The organism is Arthrobacter sp. OV608 (genome assembly GCA_900110595.1).
GTDB lineage: Bacteria > Actinomycetota > Actinomycetes > Actinomycetales > Micrococcaceae > Arthrobacter.
The window spans coordinates 52,098-73,197 of record FOEZ01000010.1; the positions used below are offsets into that span (position 1 = coordinate 52,098).

Below are 21,100 nucleotides of genomic sequence, written 5' to 3' on the forward strand. Positions count from 1 at the left end.
GCTCTCGACCTTAGCCCGATAGCAAGGCTACGAGGGCATTTTCGACTTGGCTCTTTTCGATCGGCCGGACCTTGGGTATTTCCGCTGAACCCGGCAGCTGCCCGGCTGTACCCGGTGCACGGGTTAGGAGTCCGGGTGGCCATTGGGGTGGTTCGTGGTCGGGTTGTTCGGCTTTGTAGTGGCGGCCGGTGGGTGAGGTCCAGCCGGGTGGTTCGGTTGTGGTGGCTGGTGTGGGTTTCCAGCGGCTGTTGTGTTTGAGGTGGTGGTGTTTGGGGCAGAGTTGGGCCAGGTTGCTGATCCCGGTATGTCCGCCGTGTTGCCAGGCTTGAAGGTGGTCGGTGTCGTTGTCCGGGGATGGGTTGTTGCAGCCGGGGAAGGTGCATTTGCCGTCTCTGAGCTGGAGTGCTTTTTTCATGGCTTTGGTGAGGCGGTAGTTGGTGCGGCCGATTTCAAGTGGTGCGCCGTCGCGGGGGTCAACGAGGACCCGGTAGAACGAGGTGGCTCCGTTGGCGAGGAGTTTGCGGGCCATCGAGGCGGGGATGGGGCCGTAGCCGTCCAGGTTTGCCGGTTCGTCCGTGATGTCGAATAGGGCGAGTACCGGGACGGTGACCAGGACGTCCGCCTTGGGTACCGGGATGTTGCCGAGGTCCGTGTACCCGTTGCCGCCGTTGAACTCGTGCTCTGCGGCGCCGGGGGCCTCATGGTCGGCGGTGCTCTCGTCCTCGGCGGTGCCGGGGGCGGTGGCGGTACCGGCGGCGGTGTCGTTGATGTTGGCCGGCGTGAGCGAGGCCAGCCCGATCGTGTCCTGGTCGCCGGCTTCGGTGGTTACCCCGGAGTCTTCACCGGGGCTGCCTTCACCCGGGTTGCCTCCACGCGGATTGCCTTGACCTGCGGTGTTTTCTGCTGCGCTGAGTGCGTTTGTGTGGGTGAGGGCTGGGCCGGCGCGGAGGAGGAGGCTGGCGGCGATGTCGGGGCGGAGTTGGGTGATGGTCCGGGGTTCGTCGGGGCCTTGGAGGCCGCGGGCGATGGCGGTGGTGCGGTTCCAGATGGCTGAGCCCTGGTCCGCGGGGATATAGAGGGAAACCCAGGCCATGCCGTCGCGGTCCGGGGTGTATTCCATCCTCCGGTCCGCCGCGCACTTGGCGTGGCGCTTCTCGAGGGATTCGGGGTGGTGGCGTTCGCGCCAGTTACGGACCCGGGACCGGAACCGCGACGGGACGAGTTCGCCCGCGGCGGCTCCACGGGCCGGGTTGGGGTTCAGGACATGCCCGACGAGGGCGGCCGCGCCGGTGGGGTCGAGGTTGTCGGTTTCGTCGGCGATGATTTTGGCGTGCTGCCAGGAGATGGTCCCGGCGCAGAGGGCGTCCATGGCCGGTGGCAGGGCAGTGAGTTGCCGGGATTGGGTGATGAGTGCCCCGGCGGCGGCGGAGCTGATGGTCAGGACCCCGGCGATTTCCTCGACGGCGGACATTTCGGCGTAGGTCCGCTCGTGCGCGGGCGCTTCCGGCGGGATCATTGCATGCTGGATCTCGATGGCTTCGGCGGCGTCCCGGGCCTTCACGCCCGCGACTTGGGCTTCCAGCTGCTTCGTTACCGCCAACCGTTCGAGCCGGATTTCATACCGGCGCTGCAGCACATCCACAACAGCTCCGCCACTGGGAGCGCCATCGGCACCGGCGCCGGTCTCAGCTTCCAGCCGGGCATCTTCGAGGAACAACGCATCAAGCCGGGCAACGGAGGCCTGAATGCCCTCCAACGCTGCTGCCGTACCCGCTCCGTTTCCCATACAAGAATCATCCCTCGAGGCACTGACATTCCGGTGGGCGCATGGATTCTGAAGAACGCATGCCGGCGCATTGGAAATTGCAGGCCCGACCGCCCCGTCAATGCCTTCGCCCGCATCGAATCTCCTCATAAAAGCATCCTCGGTGGATGCCCTGACATTCCGGTGGGCGCATGGATTCTGAAGAGCGCATGCCGGCGCATTGGAAATTGCAGGCCCGACCGCCCCGTCAATGCCTTCGCCCGCATCGAATCTCCTCATAAAAACATCCTCGGTGGAGGCCCTGACATTCTTCGTCCATGCCCCGGTTTTGGTACATCGGGTAACGAAATAGCGAGGCCCCTCGCCCGCCGCCGCCCGGCCGCCGTCGTAATGGTCCTCCGTGCCCGGCACTTACACAGGATGCAAGCAAATATAGTCAGCTTGCTTATCACTTCTCCTTTTCCTACGCTGGAAGCTGTCAGGCAAACAACTCTCGAAGCGGTAGTCCGCGCCCTCAATAGCGTGCGGTGTGCCGCCCATATGAGGAGGAAAAATGGCAGAACACAGCATCACAGGCAAGAAGGTGGCATTCCTGCTGACGGACGGCGTGGAGCAGATTGAGCTGACCAGCCCCTGGCAGGCGGTCAAGGAGGCCGGTGGCCAACCCACCCTGGTGGCGCCAAAGAGCGGAAAGCTCCAGGGCTTCGAGGGCACAGAAAAGGGCGACACGTTCGACGTCGACCTCACGGTGGCAGAGGCGAACGCCTCGGACTTTGATGCCCTGGTCCTGCCCGGCGGCGTCGTTAACGCCGATCACCTCCGCGTGGACAAGGACGCCCAGGCTTTCACCAGAAGCTTCTTTGAACAGCACAAGCCGGTAGCCTCCATCTGCCACGGACCCTGGCTGCTCATCGACGCCGGCGTCATCAGCGGCCGCAACGTCACCTCCTACCACACGCTCCAGACGGACCTGAAGAATGCCGGCGCCAACTGGACCGACGAGGAAGTGGTGGTTGACCAGGGCCTGGTCACCAGCCGCAATCCGGACGATCTCCCGGCATTCAACAGCAAGCTCGTCGAGGAGATTTCCGAAGGCCAGCACGCCGGCCAGACGGCCTAAAAGCACCCATTGTTCCCTCAGGGTTAAAGAAAAAATACCGTGCGGAGGAATTACTCCAGCCGGTAGAGTGTTGGAGTCTGCAGCGACGCCGATCGCGCACCTTTCAAACAACTCCCTGAGGGAACACCCATGTCTACCGAAGTCTCTCCGAACGCCAGCGGCAAGTCCGTCCAAACCGAAGGAACCACGCCCGCCGCGCCGGAGAAGATGTCCCGCGAATCGGTAACAGTCATCAGCACGCTGCTGGTGGCGACGTTTGTGGTGATCCTCAACGAGACCATCATGAACGTCGCCCTGCAGCGGCTCATGGTGGACCTCCAGGTGGATGCCCCCACCGTCCAGTGGCTCTCCACCGGTTTTATGCTCACCATGGCCGTGGTCATTCCCACCACCGGGTTCATCCTGCAGACCCTGTCCACCCGCGCAGTATTTATGCTCGCGATGGGGCTTTTTGCCGGTGGCACGGCACTTGCCGCAGTGGCTCCCGGCTTTGAGATCCTGCTGCTGGCACGCATTGTCCAGGCCGGCGGCACCGCAATCATGCTGCCCCTGCTGATGACCACCATCCTCACACTGGTCCCCATGGCCAAGCGCGGCGCAGTAATGGGCAACGTCAGCATCGCCATTTCCGTCGCGCCCGCGATGGGCCCCACTGTTTCAGGGCTGATCCTTGAACACTTCACCTGGCGCTTTATGTTCGTGTTCGTCCTCCCGGTGGCCCTCGCGGCCCTTGCCATCGGCGCCAAGTACCTGACCAACGTCGGTGAGACGGAAAAGGCCAAGCTCGATGCCCTCTCCGTCATCCTCACCGTCCCCGCCTTTGGTGGCCTGGTCTACGGGCTCAGTCAGATCGGCGGCGGCCATGGCGGCCAGGCCGGGCCGGGTGTTGCAGCCATCGCCGCACTGGTTATCGGCGTCGCCAGCCTCGCCGTCTTTGTCCTCCGCCAGCTCCGCCTGCAGAAGGGCGACGCCCCGCTGCTGGACCTGCGCGCATTCAACTTCCGCATGTTCACCGTCTCGGTCCTGCTGATGGTGGTGGCCATGATGGCACTGTTCGGCGGCGTCATCCTGCTGCCCCTCTACCTGCAGGAAGTCCGCGGACTGGGCTCCCTCGAGACCGGCCTCGCGCTGCTGCCCGGTGGCCTGGCCATGGGCCTGCTGGGTCCGGTCATCGGCCGGCTCTTCGACAAGGTAGGCCCGCTGCCGCTCACGGTCACCGGCTCAATCCTGATGGTGGTGGCGCTGTGGCAGTTTTCAATGCTCGACGCCGGCACGCCCGTCTGGTGGATTGTCACCTTGCACGTGGGGTTGAGTTTCGGACTTGCGCTGTTGTTCACGCCGGCCTTCACCACAGGCCTGAACCCGCTTCCGCCACACCTCTACTCGCACGGGTCCGCGATCATGAGCACCACGCAGCAGGTGGCCGGTGCCGCCGGTACTGCTTTGCTGGTGTCCATCTTCGCCGTGGTCTCGGCGGCGTCGGGCCTCGTCGCGGGGATGAGCGCCGCCTTCATGACGGCGACCGTCATAGCCTTCGCCGCCGTCGTACTCTCCGCCATGATGCGCAAAACGGAAGGTGCCGGGGCGGGCCACGGCGGGCACTAACCCCGCCCAATGACCCAACGGGATCGCAGTTGACGTCGTGAAAACCGCTTCGCGACGTTAACTGCGAGCTACCCGAGGGTTTAGCCGGCGTAGAAGTCCGCCAGCTCCTTGATCAGCTTGTCCGGGGCCTTGATGACGCCGTCGTGGCCGAATCCGGGCAGGATGGTGTAGCTGGAGCCGGAGAGGACGTCGTGGATCTGTCCGCAGGCCACCCCGAAATAGGCCGGGCTCTTTTCGCCCACCACGATCAGCGTTTCCAGCGGCAGTTCCAGGAACGGCTCGGCTGGCATGTCCGCGGCAATGATCGCCTTGATCTCCCGGACGCCCGTTCGCATAAGCTCGCGCTGCTGCTTACCCTCCGAAGTCCCGGCCATGAGCTTGTTGGCCAGCGTCAGCATGGAGAGCGGCATGCGGGACGAGAAGGCGCCACCGGCTTCGAGGCCGCGCTGCAGGACGGCGAGGGCGCGGTCGTCATCCCCGGCCGCGATGGCCCGCTCGTACTCGGCGGTCCAGTCCGCCTTGACGCTGTGGTTAACAGAGACGGCGGGATCGTAGACAGCCAGCCGTTCCACCGGCAGGGTCCGTGCGGCATGGAGCGCAACGGCCCCGCCAAAGCTGTGCCCAAAGACGTCCGTGCTGGAGGTGTGCTTCATCACGGTATCGAGGTCCCGGATGTCCACGTCCAAGGTGTAATCCTCCGGCTGCGGCGACGACGAGCCCCGGCCGCGGCGGTTGAACGTGTGGACCGGCCGGCCCAGGGCAGTACTGAGTTTCTGCGCGAACTTGGTGTAATCCGCGGCAGTCACCAGGGACGGCGGGACAACCACCACGCCAGAACCCGCCGAAGCGAGTTCCGTGCCGGTGGAAAAGAGCTCCAGAGTGCCGCCGTCGGGGGTCCTGATGTTCTCACGCGTCATGTTCCGAGCCTAGCCGAGCAACCTGAACGCGGGCACCATGGACACTGCACCGGCACTCGGCGCTGACATCAGCCGAGGCGTTTGATGAGTGCCGCGCTCTGCTCGCGGATCGCCGGCAGTTCAGCAGCCAGCCCGCACAGGATGAGCGCGGCATCCGCGGCCTGCCGGGGAGAGCCGGAGGTGGCGAGGCCGTCCGCCCGGAGGTTGATCAGCGATTCGACCAGGCGGAAGGCCAGGTCGCCGGGATTGGCGCCGGCCAGGGCCGAGGTTCCGGCGGGGGACAGGGCCGCGCCGAGCTCCCCGTACAACGTGCGCAGCTCCTGCCGCGCTGCCAAGAACCGCTGAAAGCGGCCGCTGCGCGCCTCGGGCAGGTGGTACAGGACGCCGAGGTTCCAGCGTGCGCTGCACAGTTGCGTCCCGTCGTAAAGGGCGACGGCGTGAAGGCGGCTCCCGGCCGGCACTTCCGCCGGCGGCAGGGCCGCCACCGTCCGGGCAAACTCCAGCCCGCCGGAGACGGTGCCTTCAAGGAGGTCCTCGAGGATGTCGTCCTTGGTTTTGAAGTGGTGGTAGAGCGAGGACTGCCTGATTCCCACGGCATCGGCGATGGAGCGGGTGGAGGTGTTGGCGAAGCCCTGGGTAGTGAAGAGTTCAGCCGCCGCATCCAGGATTTCCTCACGGGCGGTGGCGCCTGGCCTGGAGGGCTGTTGGCTGCGGGGGCGTCCCGGTCCGGCTGAGGTCACTGCCTCATTCTTGCATCATGCCGGGTGCCCTTTGAGCGCCCGAACGGGCGGTGAGGGGACGGAAATACAACGGAAACAAGATGTCAATGCGCCTTTTACAGAGGTGAAACTGTTTGGGGACATCGCGCTGGAAAACTATCAAGTGACCGGTATTCCGCAGCCATCGGCCGAGGGCTGCATTACCGCCGGCCCCCTCGCCTTTCCAGCCCCCGGAGAATCCGATGACCTCAACAGTTCTTCCCACCGTCCACGCGGACGATGCAGATTTGACGTCCCTTGGCTATGAGCCCACCCTCCACCGGAAACTCGGCCGCTACGCTTCCTTTGCCGCCGGCTTTTCCTTCGTCTCCATCCTCACCACCATCTTCCAGCTCTTCGCCTTCGGCTACTCGTTCGCGGGGCCGGCCTTCTTCTGGACCTGGCCGGTAGTGCTGGTGGGCCAGCTCCTGGTGGCACTGAACTTCGCCGAGCTCGCCGCCCGCTATCCGCTCTCCGGAGCCGTGTACCAGTGGGCCCGGCGGGTGGGCGGCGAGGGCGTGGGCTGGTTCGCCGGCTGGTTCATGGCCATCGCCCAGGTGGTCACCGCCGCTGCCGCCGCCATCGCCCTTCAGGTGGTGCTGCCTCAGCTGTGGGACGGGTTCCAATTGGTGGGAGGTGATTCCGCCTTGAACACCGTGACGGGAGCCGCGAACGCCGTGATCCTGGGCGCCGTGCTCCTGGTGGCCACCACCATCATCAACTCCCTGGGCGTCAAGCTGATGGCCCACGTGAACTCGGTGGGCGTAACCTGCGAGATCGTGGGCGTCGCCGCCGTCATCCTTGCCCTCATCAGCGCCGCCCAGCGCGGACCGGACGTTGTTGCGGACACCACGGTGCTTCAGAATTCTGATCTTGGTGCCGTGGGAGCCTTCCTGGTTTCCGGGCTGATGGCCGCCTATGTGATGGTGGGCTTCAACTCCGCCGGTGAACTCTCCGAAGAAACCAAGGACCCGCGCCGGACCGCTCCCCGCACCATCCTTTCCGCCCTGCTCATCTCCGGAATCGGCGGCGCGCTGATGATCATCACCGCCCTGATGGCAGCCCCCAGCCTCGACGACGGCCGCCTCGCCACTGAAGGCCTGCCCTACGTCCTCACCGCCGTGCTGGGCACCTTCTGGGGCAAGGTCCTGCTGGTGGATGTGGCGATCGCCATCTTCGTTTGCACCCTGGCCATCCAGACCGCCGGTTCACGCCTGGTGTTTTCCATGGCCCGCGACGGCAAACTTCCCGCCTCGGCGCTGCTGTCCTCCGTCCACCCCACCCGCGGCACGCCCATGTGGCCCTCGATCGTCATCGGCGCCCTGGCCGTGGGCGTCCTGGCCATCAACGTGGGCAACGCGGCGCTGTTCACCACCCTCTGCAGCGTCTGCATCGTGATGGTCTACCTCGCCTACCTCCTGGTCACCGTGCCCCAGCTCTTCAACAGGCTCCGGGGCGACTGGAACCAGGTGGGGCAGACCCTTCCGGACGGCCTCTTTTCCCTGGGCCGCTGGGGCCTTCCCGTCAACATCCTCGCCGTCCTCTACGGCGCCGTGATGGTGGTCAACCTGGCGTGGCCGCGGCCCGAGGTGTATGACCCCTCCGGGGAGAACCCCGTGCTGCTCTACTCCGCGCCGCTCATGGTGGCAGTGGTCCTGCTCCTGGGCGTCTGGGTCCGCCGCCGGAACCTGACCGCCGACGCGTAACAGCCTTCCAGAACTCAGGCCGTAAAGCTCGCAAAGCCCTCAGAACACAGGATCGACATGACACAAGTAATCGAAAGTCCAGCAGGTACTGCCACCACCGCAGGCGCCCGTGCCCACGCAAGGGAGCAGCACGGCCGGACCGTGGACACCATGCGGTACGTCCCCACCGCCTCCGCCCCGGCACACCTTTTGGCCGGACTGCCCGACGGCGCGTCCCCCACTTGGGCCGAGTCCCTCGCCTTCGGCCGCTACACCACGCTGCCCCTCGCCCGCGGCACCCGGATCAGGCTCACGGACGCCGCCGGAGACGCCTGCGTGCACGCCCTCCTCTACCGGACCGGAGCAATGCACGAGCGCCTCAATGTGGCTGACACCGTCAAGGTCCCGTGGCAGGCCTACCCCACCACCGGCCACCCGCTGCTGTCCGACGCCGGCCGCCTGATGGCCACGATCGTCGCCGATACCTCCTCCCGCCACGATGCCCTCACCGGCGCCACCACCCTCGAGGGCAACAACGCAAAGTATGGAGCCGGAACAGCGCACAGCGCATCCCCGGCAGCCCGCGAACTGCTCACCCTCGGAGCATTGAAGAACGGGCTGGGCCCGCGCGACGTCGCTCCGTCCCTGTCTCTCTTCAAAGGCACCGCCGTGGACCCGGCCGGAAGCATCAGGTTCACCGGAAGCGCCGGGCCGGGTGCCGCCGTCGAACTCCTGCTCCAGATGGACGCCGTGCTGGTCCTTGCCAATACCGCGCACCCGCTGGACCCCCGCGCGGATTTCACCGGAACCGCCGTGGACATCGTTGGCTGGCACGCACCGCAGGACCTGGCAGCCCTCGAGGCCGGCACACTCACCGGACGCTTGGCACCCGAACACCTGCAGGCACTGCACAACACCGAACACGACCTGACCGCAAGGAATGCCCGATGAACACCGCCACCGACACCCAGCCCACCGCGGACGCCCGCGAGATCGCGCTAACCCCCGGCGATGTGGTCCTTGATGAATTCGTCGAGGCCCGCGGCCCCTGGTCCGCCGTCGTGGCGGCCGGCGACGTGCTGACCATTGTGGACCTCGAAGGCAACCAGGCCGTGGACTGCCTGCTGTACGCGGCGGCAGACACTTCGGTCCGCTACTCCGCGCCTGTCACCATCGCCCGGCAGCAGTCGATTGTCCTCACCACCGGCTCCGTGCTGCGGGCGGACACCGGCGTGGCCCTGATGACCGTCGTGGCGGACGAGGTGGGCGTGCACGACACCATCGGCGGCGCCTGCTCCCAGGAATCCAACACCCTCCGCTACGGCCAGCACACGCGTGAACAGCACGCCTGCGTGGAGAACTTCCTGATCGAGGGCTCGCGCTGGGGCCTGGGCAAGCGGGACCTGGTGTCCAACATCAACTGGTTCATGAACGTCCCCGTTGACCCGGACGGCGCCCTGGGCATCGTTGACGGCCTGTCCGCGCCGGGCAAGCGCGTGGCGCTGCGGGCCGAGGTGGACACCCTGGTGCTCGTCTCCAACTGCCCCCAGATCAACAACCCGTGCAACGGCTTCAACCCCACCCCAATCCGCATGATCGTCACCCGGCCGGAGGCTGCACTGTGACCAACTTCGACACCCTCCTGATTGCCAACCGCGGTGAGATCGCCTGCCGCATCATCGAATCCGCCCGGAAACTGGGACTGCGCACCGTTGCCGTTTTCTCCGAAGCGGACCGGGGCGCCAAACACGTCCGGCTCGCCGATGAAGCCGTCCTCCTGGGACCGGCACCGGCCAAGGAGTCCTACCTCCGCGTGGACGCCCTGCTTGAGGCCGCCAAAGCCACCGGCGCCGGCGCCATCCACCCCGGCTACGGCTTCCTGTCCGAGGACGCCGCCTTCGCCGAGGCCGTGGAAGCAGCCGGGCTGGTTTTTGTAGGCCCCACCGCCGAGCAGCTCCGCATCTTCGGCACCAAGCACACAGCGCGCGACGCCGCCCGGGCGGCCGGGGTGCCCATGATCGCCGGTTCCGGGCTGCTGGAGGACGTGGACGACGCCGTCGCGGCCTCCGCATCGATTGGGTTCCCGCTGATGCTCAAGGCCACCGGCGGTGGCGGCGGCATTGGCATGACGGTCTGCCGCAACGAGGCCGAACTGGTTGACAGCTTTCCCCGCGTCGCGCGCCTCGCCGGCGCCAGCTTCGGCACCGCCGGCGTTTTCGCTGAACGGTACGTGGAGAATGCCCGCCACATCGAGGTCCAGGTGTTCGGCGACGGCGAAGGCAGGGTAGTCAGCCTCGGCGACAGGGACTGCTCCCTGCAGCGCCGCCACCAGAAAGTCCTCGAAGAGGCACCCGCCCCGGACCTGCCAGAGGAACTGCGCGAAGAACTCCACCGCAGCTCCCGCGCCCTCTGCGCCTCCCTTAACTACCGCTCCGCCGGCACCGTCGAGTTCGTCTACGACTCCGCCCGCCGCGAGGCATCCTTCCTCGAGGTCAACGCCCGGCTCCAGGTGGAGCACCCCGTCACCGAGGCCGTTACTGGCGTGGACCTGGTGGAGTGGATGCTCCGCCTGGCCCAGGGCGGAGGCGAAGCCACTTCCGTCCTTGCCGGTGTGCCGGACAGCCTCCCGGTTTCAGGCCACGCAGTGGAAGCCCGCATCTACGCAGAGGACCCGGCCCGCGGCTTCCAGCCCAGCGCCGGCACCGTGACCAACGCCGTCTACCCCGAAACAGAGGGCGTCCGCGTGGACGCCTGGGCCGAAACCGGCACCGAAGTGTCCACCAACTACGACCCCCTCCTGGGCAAAATCATCACTTCCGGTCCGAGCCGTACCGACGCCTTCAACCGGCTCGCCGCAGCCCTCAAAGACACCCGGATCGACGGGATCGAAACCAACCTCGGGCTGCTCCGCGCCGCCACCGCCCTCGACGCGGTCCGCACCGTCCAGCACTCCACCAGCACCCTGGACAGCGTGGGGGATCCCGAGCCGCGCATCACGGTGGGCCGCGCCGGTCTGCAGACCACCGTGCAGGACTGGCCCGGCCGCACCGGCCTGTGGCAGATCGGCGTACCTCCGAGCGGCCCCATGGACGATCTCTCGTTCCGGCTCGGAAATACCGCCCTGGGCAACCCGGAAGGTGCTCCCGGCCTGGAATTCACCATGACCGGCCCCAGCCTGACCTTCACCCACGCCACCACCGTGTGCGTCACAGGTGCGGAAGTAACGGTGACAGTTGATGGGACGGAGGCGCCTGCGTGGACACCGGTGACGGTGCCCGCGGGAGGCACCCTCGACGTCGGCACTGCGGGCCAAAAGGGCCTGCGCGGCTACATCCTCTTCCAGGGCGGCCTGGACATCCCGCAGTACCTGGGCAGCGCCGCCACGTTCACCCTGGGCCAGTTCGGCGGCCACGCCGGGCGCGTACTGCGTGCCGGGGACGTGCTCCGGGCAGTTGCCACGAACGCCGCTGCCGGAAACGAAACTCCCACCGCCGCGGTGCCGCTGGACAGCCGCCCGGCGCTGACCTCGGCGTGGGAACTGTCGGTGGTGGAAGGCCCCCACGGCGCCCCGGAGTTCTTCCAGCGCGAAGATATCGAGGAACTGTACGCCGCTGAGTACGAAGTCCACTTCAACTCCGCCCGGACCGGCGTCCGGCTTATCGGTCCCAAACCGCGCTGGGCCCGCACAGACGGCGGCGAGGCCGGCCTGCACCCCTCCAACATCCACGACACCGCCTACTCCGTTGGCGCGCTGGACTTCACCGGCGATACCCCCATCCTGCTGGGCCCGGACGGCCCCAGCCTGGGCGGGTTCGTCTGCCCGGTTACCGTAGTGACCGCGGACCGCTGGAAACTCGGCCAGCTCCGCCCCGGGGACAAAGTCCGGTTCGTTCCGATCAAAGCCATCCAGGCGCCGTCGGCCAGGGACCTGGGACCCGGCCGCCAGCTGGTCCTGCCCGGTGACGCCGAGTGGTCCGGGGATATCTCCTCCGTCACCGCCGCAGCAGCCGGCACATCTCCTGCCCGGACCCCGCGCGGGGATGGCGACGACGGCGTGCTGGGCCGGGTGCCCGAAGGCGCCGGCCGCCCGGCGGTTACGTACCGCCGCTCCGGCGACGACAACCTGCTCGTGGAATACGGCGAGATGGTGCTGGACCTCGGGCTCCGCGCCCGGGTGCACGCCCTGCACCAGCACATCGAACAGCTGCGGGTGCCTGGAATCGTGGACCTTACCCCGGGCATCCGTTCCCTGCAGATCAAGGTGGACCCCTCGGTGCTGTCCACCAACCGGCTGCTGGGCCTGGTCCAGGAGATCGAGGCCGCGCTGCCCGCCAGCTCCGAGCTGGTGGTTCCCAGCCGTACCGTCCGGCTGCCGCTGTCCTGGGACGACCCCGCCACCCGTGAAGCGATCGAGCGCTACATGGCAGGTGTCCGCGACGACGCCCCGTGGTGCCCCTGGAACATCGAGTTCATCCGCCGGATCAACGGCCTGGACTCCGTGAACGACGTGTTCGACACCGTCTTCAACGCCGAATACCTGGTCCTGGGCCTGGGAGATGTCTACCTTGGCGCTCCCGTGGCCACCCCGCTGGATCCGCGCCACCGCCTGGTCACCACCAAATACAACCCGGCCCGCACCTGGACGCCGGAGAACGCGGTGGGCATCGGCGGCGCGTACATGTGCATTTACGGGATGGAAGGACCGGGCGGCTACCAGTTCGTTGGCCGCACCACCCAGGTCTGGTCGCGCTACGCGGATTCCGCCCCGTTCGAGCCGGGCTCACCATGGCTGCTGCGCTTCTTTGACCGGATCTCCTGGTACCCCGTGAGCCCTGAGGAACTCCTGGACCTGCGGGCGGACATGGCCGCCGGGCGCGGCCGCGGCGTGGAAATCGAGGACGGCACCTTCTCGCTGGCCGAGCACGAGGTGTTCCTTGAGGAAAACCGTGAGTCCATCGCGGTGTTCCGCGAAAAGCAGGGTGCGGCTTTCGCCGTTGAACGGCAGGCTTGGGCCGACGCCGGCGAGTTCGACCGTGCCGACGCGCTGGCCGCCGTCGTGGTACCGGCTGCAGACGAGGTGGAGGTTCCGGACGGCGGTTCCCTCGTGGCCGCGCCGTTCGCCGCGAGTGTCTGGAAGGTTGACGTGGCGGAGGGCGACCGGGTGGTCAAGGGCCAGCCGCTGGTGTCCCTGGAAGCGATGAAGATGGAAACCGTGCTGGAGGCGCCGTGCGACGGCGTGGTGCTGCGGGTGCTGCCGGTTGCCGGCTCCCAGGTGGTGGCCGGCGAAGCCGTGGTGGTCCTGGGTGGCTCGGACGTGGACTTTGAACTGGTGGGCGAAGCCCCGGAACTGGAAGAAGCAGCAGTATGACCAACTCAACCACCGGCCCGGCCATCGCACGGGTCAAGGCAGCGCTCGCCGGAGTCGAAGCAGTGGACCGTCCGGAAATTTGGATCACTCTGCGCGGGGAGGCCGATCTGCTGGCCGAAGCCGCCGCCATCGACGCGGCGGTGACCCGCGGCGCCGACCTGCCCCTTGCCGGGCTCCTGCTCGCTGTCAAAAACAACGTTGACGTGGCAGGAATACCGACCACGGCGGCGTGCCCCGGCTTCGCCTACCTTCCGGAGAAAGACGCCGAAGCGGTGGCCCGGCTGCGGTCCGCCGGAGCCCTGGTGCTGGGCGCCACCAACCTGGACCAGTTCGCCACCGGCCTGGTGGGCACGCGCAGCCCGCACGGCGCAGTCCGAGATTCGCGCCGGCCGGAATTCATCTCAGGCGGCTCCAGCTCCGGTTCCGCCGTTGCCGTCGCCTTGGGCCTGGTGGACATCGCGATCGGGACGGACACGGCCGGCTCGGGCCGCGTACCCGCCGGGCTGCAGGGGATCGTGGGAATCAAGCCGACTTTGGATGTTGTGTCCACGGCTGGAGTGGTGCCCGCCTGCAAGTCCTGGGACGCCGTCACCATCTTTGCCCGGCACCTCTCCACCGCCGAGCTTGCCATAGGGGTGATGGCGGGAGATTCCCGGGCGTGGCCGGCGGATATCCGGCTCGCAGCTCCGGAAAAGCCCCGCGTCGCCTACCCGGCAACCCTGCCCGCGCTCCCGGAGGCGTGGGCAGCAGAATTCCACCGCAACGTTGACCAACTCCGCGAATCGGGCGTGGATGCCCAACCCATCGAGTTCGATGCCTTCCTTGAGGCGGCCCGGCTGCTGTACGACGGCGGGCTGGTGGCGGAGCGTTTCGCCGCCGTGGGCGGTTTCCTGGAACAGCACGACGGCCGCCCGGACAGCAAGGCGGGCATCGATCCCACCGTGGAACGCATCATCCGGGCAGCGGGCACGGTGCCCGCCCACCTGTATGTCGCCGACACGGCAAAGCTGGAGGTGCTGAAACAGAAGGCGATGGCGGAGCTTGAGGGCTTTGACGCCCTGCTGATCCCCACCGCCCCGTTCCATCCCACTCTTGCAGAGGTGGCCGCGGACCCGGTGGGTGTCAACTCCTTAATGGGCACTTACACCAACTTCTGCAACCTGTTCGACCTGTGCGCTGTGGCAGTTCCTGCCGGTGAGGTGGACGGGGCCCAGTTCGGGCTGACAGTGGTGGGCCGGACGTTCGCTGACGCCGTCGCCGCAGACATTGCCCGCCGCCTGGAGGCAACTCCGGCGGCTCCCGCCCTCTTCGCCGGGGGCGCGGCTCCGGCGGCAGCCCGCAGTGGTGACGCCCCGTCGTCGTCCGCTCCCTGGCCGGTAGCAGCCGGCGCAAAAGCCGTGCCGCTGGTAGTTGTGGGTGCTCACCGCAGGGGCCAGGCCCTGGCGCCGCAGCTCGAGGCGCTCGGCGCCGTTTGGGACGGACCCGTGCGGACAGCGGCACGGTACCGGATGGTGTCCCTGGACACCGTGCCGCCCAAGCCGGGCGTCTACCGTTCTGACGACGACGGCGCGGAGCTGGCCGGTGAACGGTGGCTGGTGTCCGAGGCGGGGCTGGGGCGGTTCCTGGCCGACCTCCCCGAACCCATGCTGCTCGGATCCATCGAACTGGCCGACGGCTCCACGGCCGTGGGGTTCGCCTGCGACGCGGTGGCCGCCGCGGGCGGGGAGGACATCACCCGCTACGGCGACTGGCTGGCGGCCAAGGACCACCTGGGCCGGCCCAAGGGCCTCTGGCAGAACCTGGGGGAGGTTGCCTTGGCCGGCTTCAGCCGGGGAACCTAGCCCTTGAAGTACTCGGAGATGTCCGTGACCAGTTCGTCCACGGCGGCCGGTATCGAGCCGTGGAAGCACTTGGGGGAGAGCTCGTAGGTGCTGCCGGGGACTGCGGCGTGCAGCCGCTCGGCTGTTGCCTTGTAATAGCTGGGGCTCTTGCCGCCCGCCATGAAGTGGGTGTTGGCGGGGAGCACGCTGAAGTCCCTGGCATGATCGGCCTCGTTGTAGGCCGCCCGGAGTTCGCCCACAGCGCTGGGCATCACCTCCTGGAACATCCTGTTCACCTTGGTGCCGGAGAGCACGGCCATCAGCCCGGCAAGGACAGGCTCCGGGATCCTCGCCAGGGCCGAGCCCGGTTTGGTTGCCTTCTTCACGTGGGCGAGGGCGCGGCCCACTTTGCCGTTGTTCACCGCATCTTCGAAACCGTCCAGCCATCCGGTATCGATGCTGCCGTCGATGTTCACGGCGGCGTCGTACACCGCGAGTTTGTCCGGAACGTACCCGGTGCCGGTGAACTCCTGGACGGCATTGAGTGCCACTGAGCCGCCCAGGCTGTGGCCCAGGATGTTCCTCGCGCCGGTGGCCTCCAGGACCGTCCGGACGTCCGCAATCTCGGTGGCCATCGAGTAGCCTGCCGGTTGCTCTGAGGAGCTGCCGCGGCCGCGCCTGTCATATACGTCCACGGCCCAGCCCTCGCCCAGGCCCTTCGCCAGCGCTGTGGAAAACGGGCGGTAGATCAGGGCCGTGAGGAACGCGCCGCCGATCAGCACCACCCGGCGTTCGCCGGGAGCGTCTTCGGTGCCGTAACTGTACAAAGCCAGCCGGCCGCCGTCGTGCGTTGAAAGGACCTGTTCTTTCACCACCCCATCCTAGGCAGGCCCGGTTGGGAGGCCGCGCAGCCGGGCCGGCCGGATGCCCGGTAAACTTGATGATTGTGACTTCCCAAAACACCCCCTCGCCCAAGAACGCCCCGGAGCCGCTGGATGCCAGCGAGCAGATGCGGATCCGCATGGAGAAGCGCGCCAAACTGATCGAGCGCGGCGTTGAGGCGTACCCGGTGGGTGTGGAGCGGACGCATTCCCTCGCTGAGATCCGGGAAAAGTACGCCCACCTCCAGGCTGACGACACCACCGGCGACATCGTAGGCGTCACCGGGCGCGTGGTGTTCGTCCGCAACACCGGAAAGCTGTGCTTCGCAACCCTCCAGGAGGGCGGCACGGACGGCAAGGGGACCCGCCTGCAGGCCATGCTCAGCCTTGCCAACATCGGCGAGGAAGCGCTCGCTGACTGGAAGGCCCTCGTTGACCTTGGCGACCACGTATTCATCAAGGGAGAGGTCATCTCCTCCCGCCGCGGCGAGCTGTCCATCATGGCCGATTCCTGGTCCATGGCTTCCAAGGCGCTCCGCCCGCTGCCGGTGCTGCACGCCGAGCTGAACGAGGAAACCCGGGTCCGCCAGCGTTATGTGGATCTGATGGTCCGCGACGAAGCCCGTGAAATGGTCTACACCCGCGCAGCTATCACCCGCTCCATCCGCGAAACGCTGTTCCGGCACAACTATGTTGAGGTGGAAACGCCCATCCTCAACCTGGTCCACGGCGGCGCGCTGGCGCGGCCGTTCGAGACCCACATGAACGCCTTCGACCAGAAGATGACCCTGCGCATCGCCACCGAGCTCTACCTCAAGCGCGCCGTGGTGGGCGGCATCGACCGCGTCTACGACATGGGCCGGGTTTTCCGCAATGAAGGCGTGGACTCCACCCACAGCCCGGAATTCACCACGCTCGAGTGCTACGAGGCGTGGGCGGACCAGTTTGTGATGGCCGAGCGAATCAAGGAGATCATCCTCGACGCCGCCGATGCCGTGGGTGCCGGCCGCGTCGTGCAGACCGAAGCAGGGGAGATCAACCTCGACGGCGACTGGGCCTGGGTCTCCGTGTACCCGGGACTGTCCCACGCCGTTGGGCAGGACATCACGCCGGACACTCCGCTGGAGGTGCTTCGCGCGATCGCTGAGAAGCACGAGGTCAAGGTGGACCCGAAGTGGGACGCCGAAAAGCTGGTGGTTGAGCTCTTCGGCGAAATCGTCGAGCCCACGCTGCTGAACCCCACTTTCGTTTACGACTACCCGCCGTCGGCCCAGCCGCTGGCCCGCCCGCACCGCAAGGACGGCCGGCTGATCGAGGCCTGGGACCTCATCATCGGCGGCATGGAGCGCGGCACCGCATTCTCGGAGTTGATCGACCCCGTCATCCAGCGCGAACGGCTCACCGAACAGTCCCGCCACGCAGCGGCCGGCGACGATGAGGCGATGCAGCTGGATGAAGACTTCCTGCGGGCGCTCGAATACGGTGCTCCTCCCATGGGTGGCATTGGCCTCGGAATCGACCGGCTCGTCATGCTGTTCACCGGTGCCGGCATCCGCGAAACCATCCTGTTCCCGCTGCTCAAGCCCGAGGGCCACTGACCATGGAATACGTTGCTGTCCTGTTGCCCTCCATTGTGGTGGGTTTGCTTTTCTGGTTCGCCATGAAAGCGATCTTTAACGCGGACAAGTCCGAGCGCCAGGCGGAGGCTCGTGCGCAGGCAGAAGCCGAAGCCCGGGCAGCAACTCCGGCGGACCGCAATGACCCCGAATCAAAAGATAAAGCCCCCTGATTTTCCGCATTTATCCCCAGGGGCCATTAGGCACTTTGACGCGTTGCCATAAAAAGAGTCATACTTTTTAGGAAACATCCTGCTTTTCTGAAAACCCGAACCTTTCCAAGAGGAAGTCTTTTAATGGCACAGAAAGTAAACATCATCCTCGTTGATGATCTGGATGGGGGATCCGCAGACGAGAATGTTAAGTTTGGCCTTGACGGGGTCAACTACGAGATCGATCTTTCCGCAGCGAATGCCGCGGAACTTCGCTCCTCACTGGAGCGTTTTATCGGCGCAGCACGAAAGGCTTCCGGCGGCAGCGGCCGGACTGCCCGGGCAAAAGCGCCCACCGGTGGCCGCAGCCACGATTCGGCCCAGATTCGTCAATGGGCCCGCGAAAACGGCTACACGGTTAACAGCCGCGGCCGAATTCAGGCTGAAATCCAGGAAGCCTACCAAAAGGCCAATTCCTAGTTACGCCGGCAGCTCACGTAATAAGCCCTGCTTCCTATTTTGGGAGCAGGGCTTTTTCGGTTGCGGGACTCAAATGGGCGGCACGGCCCGGTAACTGCTCCTGGCGTCATCGGGGTGTTTGGGAGGGGCCGGAACCTTCAAGGCCCGCGCCTTGCATCAAGGATCAGGACCCTGACGCGGCGGCGGCCGTTACTGAGGGTGCGGCTGATGTGACGCGCTCTTCCGTTCCCTCGAGAAAGAGGCTCTTTGGCCTCCTCATCGCCGTGATGGAAGCGCCCCGAAGGGGCTGTTCCAAATATTCCGTGAACACTGCGGTTTCCCCCGTGGCGAACACGCTCCACAAGTATGGGCTGGCCACGTAGCATCAAAGTACGTCGTAGCTAGGAGTGTGGCGAAATGTTTGAGCGATTTACGGACCGTGCCCGTCGCGTAGTTGTGCTTGCCCAAGAAGAGGCACGCATGCTGAACCACAATTACATCGGTACCGAACACATCCTCTTGGGTCTTATCCATGAGGGTGAGGGCGTTGCCGCCAAAGCTCTTGAGTCCTTGAGCATTTCGCTCGACGGCGTTCGCGAGCAGGTGCAGGAGATCATCGGGCAGGGCCAGCAGGCGCCGTCCGGCCACATCCCCTTCACCCCCCGTGCCAAGAAGGTGCTGGAGCTCTCGCTGCGCGAAGCCCTCCAGCTGGGCCACAACTACATCGGCACGGAGCACATCCTGCTGGGCCTCATCCGCGAGGGTGAGGGTGTTGCTGCCCAGGTGCTGGTCAAGCTCGGCGCCGACCTCAACCGGGTCCGCCAGCAGGTCATTCAGCTCCTGTCGGGCTACCAGGGCAAGGAAACCACCGGCGCAGGCGTTGGCTCCGGCCAGCCCGAAGGCGCTCCGGCAGGTTCCGTGGTGCTGGACCAGTTCGGCCGCAACCTGACCCAGGCTGCCCGGGAAAACAAGCTGGATCCGGTCATCGGGCGCGAGCAGGAGATGGAACGCGTCATGCAGGTCCTCTCCCGCCGTACCAAGAACAACCCGGTGCTGATCGGTGAGCCCGGCGTCGGTAAAACCGCCGTCGTCGAAGGCCTCGCCCAGGCGATCGTCCGCGGCGATGTCCCGGAGACCATCCGCGACAAGCAGCTGTACACCCTGGACCTCGGGTCCCTGGTGGCAGGCTCCCGCTACCGTGGCGACTTCGAAGAGCGCCTGAAGAAGGTCCTCAAGGAAATCCGCACCCGTGGCGACATCATCCTGTTCATCGACGAAATCCACACCCTCGTGGGTGCCGGTGCCGCCGAAGGTGCCATCGACGCTGCCTCCATCCTGAAGCCCATGCTGGCCCGCGGTGAACTGCAGACCATCGGTGCCACCACGCTTGACGAGTACCGCAAGCACATCGAGAAGGATGCCGCGCTGGAGCGCCGCTTCCAGCCCATCCAGGTCAAGGAACCCTCCGTGGCACATGCCATCGAGATCCTCAAGGGCCTGCGTGACCGCTACGAAGCGCACCACCGCGTCACCATCACCGACGGCGCCCTGGCCTCTGCGGCCAGCCTCGCCGAGCGCTACATCTCGGACCGCTTCCTGCCGGACAAGGCGATCGACCTGATCGACGAGGCAGGCGCACGGCTGCGCATCCGCCGCATGACCGCTCCGCCGGAGCTCAAGGCCATGGACGAGCGCATCGCCAAGCTGAAGATGGAGAAGGAGTCCGCGATTGATGCGCAGGACTTCGAAGGTGCAGCTGCGCTCCGTGACAAGGAGCAGAAGATGATCACCGAGCGTTCCGAAAAGGAACGCCACTGGAAGTCCGGCGGCATGGACGACATCTCCGAGGTGGATGAGGATCTCATCGCCGAGGTGCTGGCCAACTCCACCGGCATCCCGGTCTTCAAGCTGACCGAGGAAGAATCCTCCCGCCTGCTGAAGATGGAAGACGAACTGCACAAGCGCGTGGTGGGCCAGGACGAGGCCATCAAAGCACTGTCACAGGCCATCCGCCGCACCCGTGCAGGGCTCAAGGACCCCAAGCGTCCCGGTGGCTCGTTCATCTTCGCCGGCCCCACCGGCGTCGGCAAGACCGAGCTGGCCAAGGCACTGGCGGAGTTCCTGTTCGGTGAAGAGGACGCCCTCATCACGCTGGACATGTCGGAGTACTCCGAGAAGCACACCGTCTCGCGGCTCTTCGGTGCCCCTCCGGGCTACGTCGGCTACGAGGAAGGCGGCCAGCTGACCGAAAAGGTCCGGCGCCGTCCGTTCTCCGTAGTGCTGTTCGACGAAGTGGAAAAGGCCCACGCGGACCTCTTCAACTCGCTGCTGCAGATCCTGGAAGACGGCCGCCTGACCGACTCCCAGGGCCGCGTGGTGGACTTCAAGAACACCGTGATCATCATGACCACCAACCTGGGCACCCGGGACATCTCCAAGAGTGTTGCCACGGGCTTCCAGTCCGGCACCGACACGCAGACCGGCTACAACCGCATGCGTGCCCGTGTCACCGAGGAGCTCAAGCAGCACTTCCGCCCCGAGTTCCTGAACCGTGTTGACGACGTTGTGGTGTTCCCTCAGCTGACCCAGGACGAGATCATCGAGATCGTGGACATGTTCGTGACCCGCCTGGAGAAGCGGCTCAAGGACAAGGACATGGGCATCGAGCTGACCAAGGCCGCCAAGGTGCTCCTGGCCACGCGCGGTTACGATCCCGCCATGGGTGCCCGGCCGCTGCGCCGCACCATCCAGCGCGAGATCGAGGATCAGCTCTCCGAGAAGATCCTGTTCGGCGAAATCCACGCCGGCGACATCGTCGTAGTGGACGTGGAAGGCGACGGCGACGACGCCAAGTTCACGTTCGCCGGCAACGCCAAGCCGCGTATCCCGGAAATCGCGCCGAGCGTCTAGTCTCCACAGCCAAAGCCCCGCCCGCTCCCCACCGGAGCAGGCGG

At 66.3% G+C, this 21,100-nt stretch carries 15 protein-coding genes; 11 read left to right on the forward strand and 4 right to left on the reverse strand.

From position 1 onward, the window contains the following. Window positions 1-10 precede the first annotated feature (10 nt). Window positions 11-1,786, reverse strand: a complete 1,776-nt coding sequence (locus BMX78_RS14100; protein ID WP_091420332.1) for an HNH endonuclease signature motif containing protein — start codon at window positions 1,784-1,786, stop codon at window positions 11-13. Between the two features lie 532 nt (window positions 1,787-2,318). Here BMX78_RS14100 and BMX78_RS14105 point away from each other — a divergent pair. Beyond that, complete coding sequence (locus BMX78_RS14105) at window positions 2,319-2,885, forward strand: type 1 glutamine amidotransferase domain-containing protein (RefSeq protein WP_091420333.1); 567 nt, start codon at window positions 2,319-2,321, stop codon at window positions 2,883-2,885. A gap of 129 nt (window positions 2,886-3,014) precedes the next feature. Continuing rightward, window positions 3,015-4,490, forward strand: coding sequence for a DHA2 family efflux MFS transporter permease subunit (locus BMX78_RS14110; protein WP_091420335.1), 1,476 nt, complete (start codon window positions 3,015-3,017; stop codon window positions 4,488-4,490). A gap of 80 nt (window positions 4,491-4,570) precedes the next feature. On the opposite strand, the gene BMX78_RS14115 is transcribed toward BMX78_RS14110, so the two are convergent. Both BMX78_RS14115 and BMX78_RS14120 read right to left on the reverse strand, forming a co-directional pair. Then, window positions 4,571-5,407 carry an alpha/beta fold hydrolase gene (locus tag BMX78_RS14115; protein WP_091420337.1) on the reverse strand — a complete coding sequence of 279 codons (837 nt, stop codon included), beginning with the start codon at window positions 5,405-5,407 and terminating at the stop codon, window positions 4,571-4,573. 68 nt (window positions 5,408-5,475) lie between these two features. Beyond that, the gene (locus BMX78_RS14120) at window positions 5,476-6,147 is read right to left on the reverse strand and encodes a TetR/AcrR family transcriptional regulator (protein WP_091420338.1); all 672 of its coding nucleotides are present in this window, start codon (window positions 6,145-6,147) and stop codon (window positions 5,476-5,478) included. 221 nt (window positions 6,148-6,368) lie between these two features. Between BMX78_RS14120 and BMX78_RS14125 the strand changes: the two genes are divergently transcribed. The 5 genes from BMX78_RS14125 to atzF are packed head-to-tail and all read left to right on the forward strand — an operon-like array spanning window position 6,369 to window position 15,059. Continuing rightward, window positions 6,369-7,871 carry an amino acid permease gene (locus tag BMX78_RS14125; RefSeq protein WP_091420340.1) on the forward strand — a complete coding sequence of 501 codons (1,503 nt, stop codon included), beginning with the start codon at window positions 6,369-6,371 and terminating at the stop codon, window positions 7,869-7,871. Between the two features lie 57 nt (window positions 7,872-7,928). Next, window positions 7,929-8,801 carry an urea amidolyase associated protein UAAP1 gene (locus BMX78_RS14130; RefSeq protein WP_091420342.1) on the forward strand — a complete coding sequence of 291 codons (873 nt, stop codon included), beginning with the start codon at window positions 7,929-7,931 and terminating at the stop codon, window positions 8,799-8,801. Further along, entirely contained in the window at window positions 8,798-9,475 is a 678-nt protein-coding gene (locus tag BMX78_RS14135) for an urea amidolyase associated protein UAAP2 (RefSeq protein WP_091420344.1), read from the forward strand. The genes BMX78_RS14130 and BMX78_RS14135 overlap by 4 nt, the downstream gene beginning before the upstream one ends. Then, window positions 9,472-13,218, forward strand: a complete 3,747-nt coding sequence (uca, locus tag BMX78_RS14140; RefSeq protein WP_091420346.1) for an urea carboxylase — start codon at window positions 9,472-9,474, stop codon at window positions 13,216-13,218. The genes BMX78_RS14135 and uca overlap by 4 nt, the downstream gene beginning before the upstream one ends. Then, window positions 13,215-15,059 (forward strand): allophanate hydrolase, encoded by a 1,845-nt coding sequence (gene atzF, locus BMX78_RS14145; protein WP_091420348.1) that lies wholly within the window; start codon window positions 13,215-13,217, stop codon window positions 15,057-15,059. The genes uca and atzF overlap by 4 nt, the downstream gene beginning before the upstream one ends. Here atzF and BMX78_RS14150 read toward each other — a convergent pair. After that, window positions 15,056-15,910, reverse strand: a complete 855-nt coding sequence (locus tag BMX78_RS14150; RefSeq protein ID WP_091420349.1) for an alpha/beta fold hydrolase — start codon at window positions 15,908-15,910, stop codon at window positions 15,056-15,058. The genes atzF and BMX78_RS14150 overlap by 4 nt on opposite strands. Before the next feature lie 68 nt (window positions 15,911-15,978). On the opposite strand from BMX78_RS14150, the gene lysS reads away from it, so the two are divergent. From lysS to BMX78_RS14170, 4 genes are all read left to right on the forward strand, one after another. After that, entirely contained in the window at window positions 15,979-17,517 is a 1,539-nt protein-coding gene (lysS, locus tag BMX78_RS14155) for a lysine--tRNA ligase (protein WP_091420351.1), read from the forward strand. Between the two features lie 2 nt (window positions 17,518-17,519). Beyond that, window positions 17,520-17,708: a hypothetical protein gene (locus BMX78_RS14160; RefSeq protein ID WP_091420353.1), complete on the forward strand. Its 189-nt coding sequence runs from the start codon at window positions 17,520-17,522 to the stop codon at window positions 17,706-17,708. 123 nt (window positions 17,709-17,831) lie between these two features. After that, complete coding sequence (locus BMX78_RS14165) at window positions 17,832-18,167, forward strand: histone-like nucleoid-structuring protein Lsr2 (RefSeq protein WP_091420354.1); 336 nt, start codon at window positions 17,832-17,834, stop codon at window positions 18,165-18,167. A 396-nt stretch (window positions 18,168-18,563) separates the two neighbouring features. After that, window positions 18,564-21,056, forward strand: coding sequence for an ATP-dependent Clp protease ATP-binding subunit (locus tag BMX78_RS14170; RefSeq protein WP_091420356.1), 2,493 nt, complete (start codon window positions 18,564-18,566; stop codon window positions 21,054-21,056). Window positions 21,057-21,100: the final 44 nt, after the last annotated feature.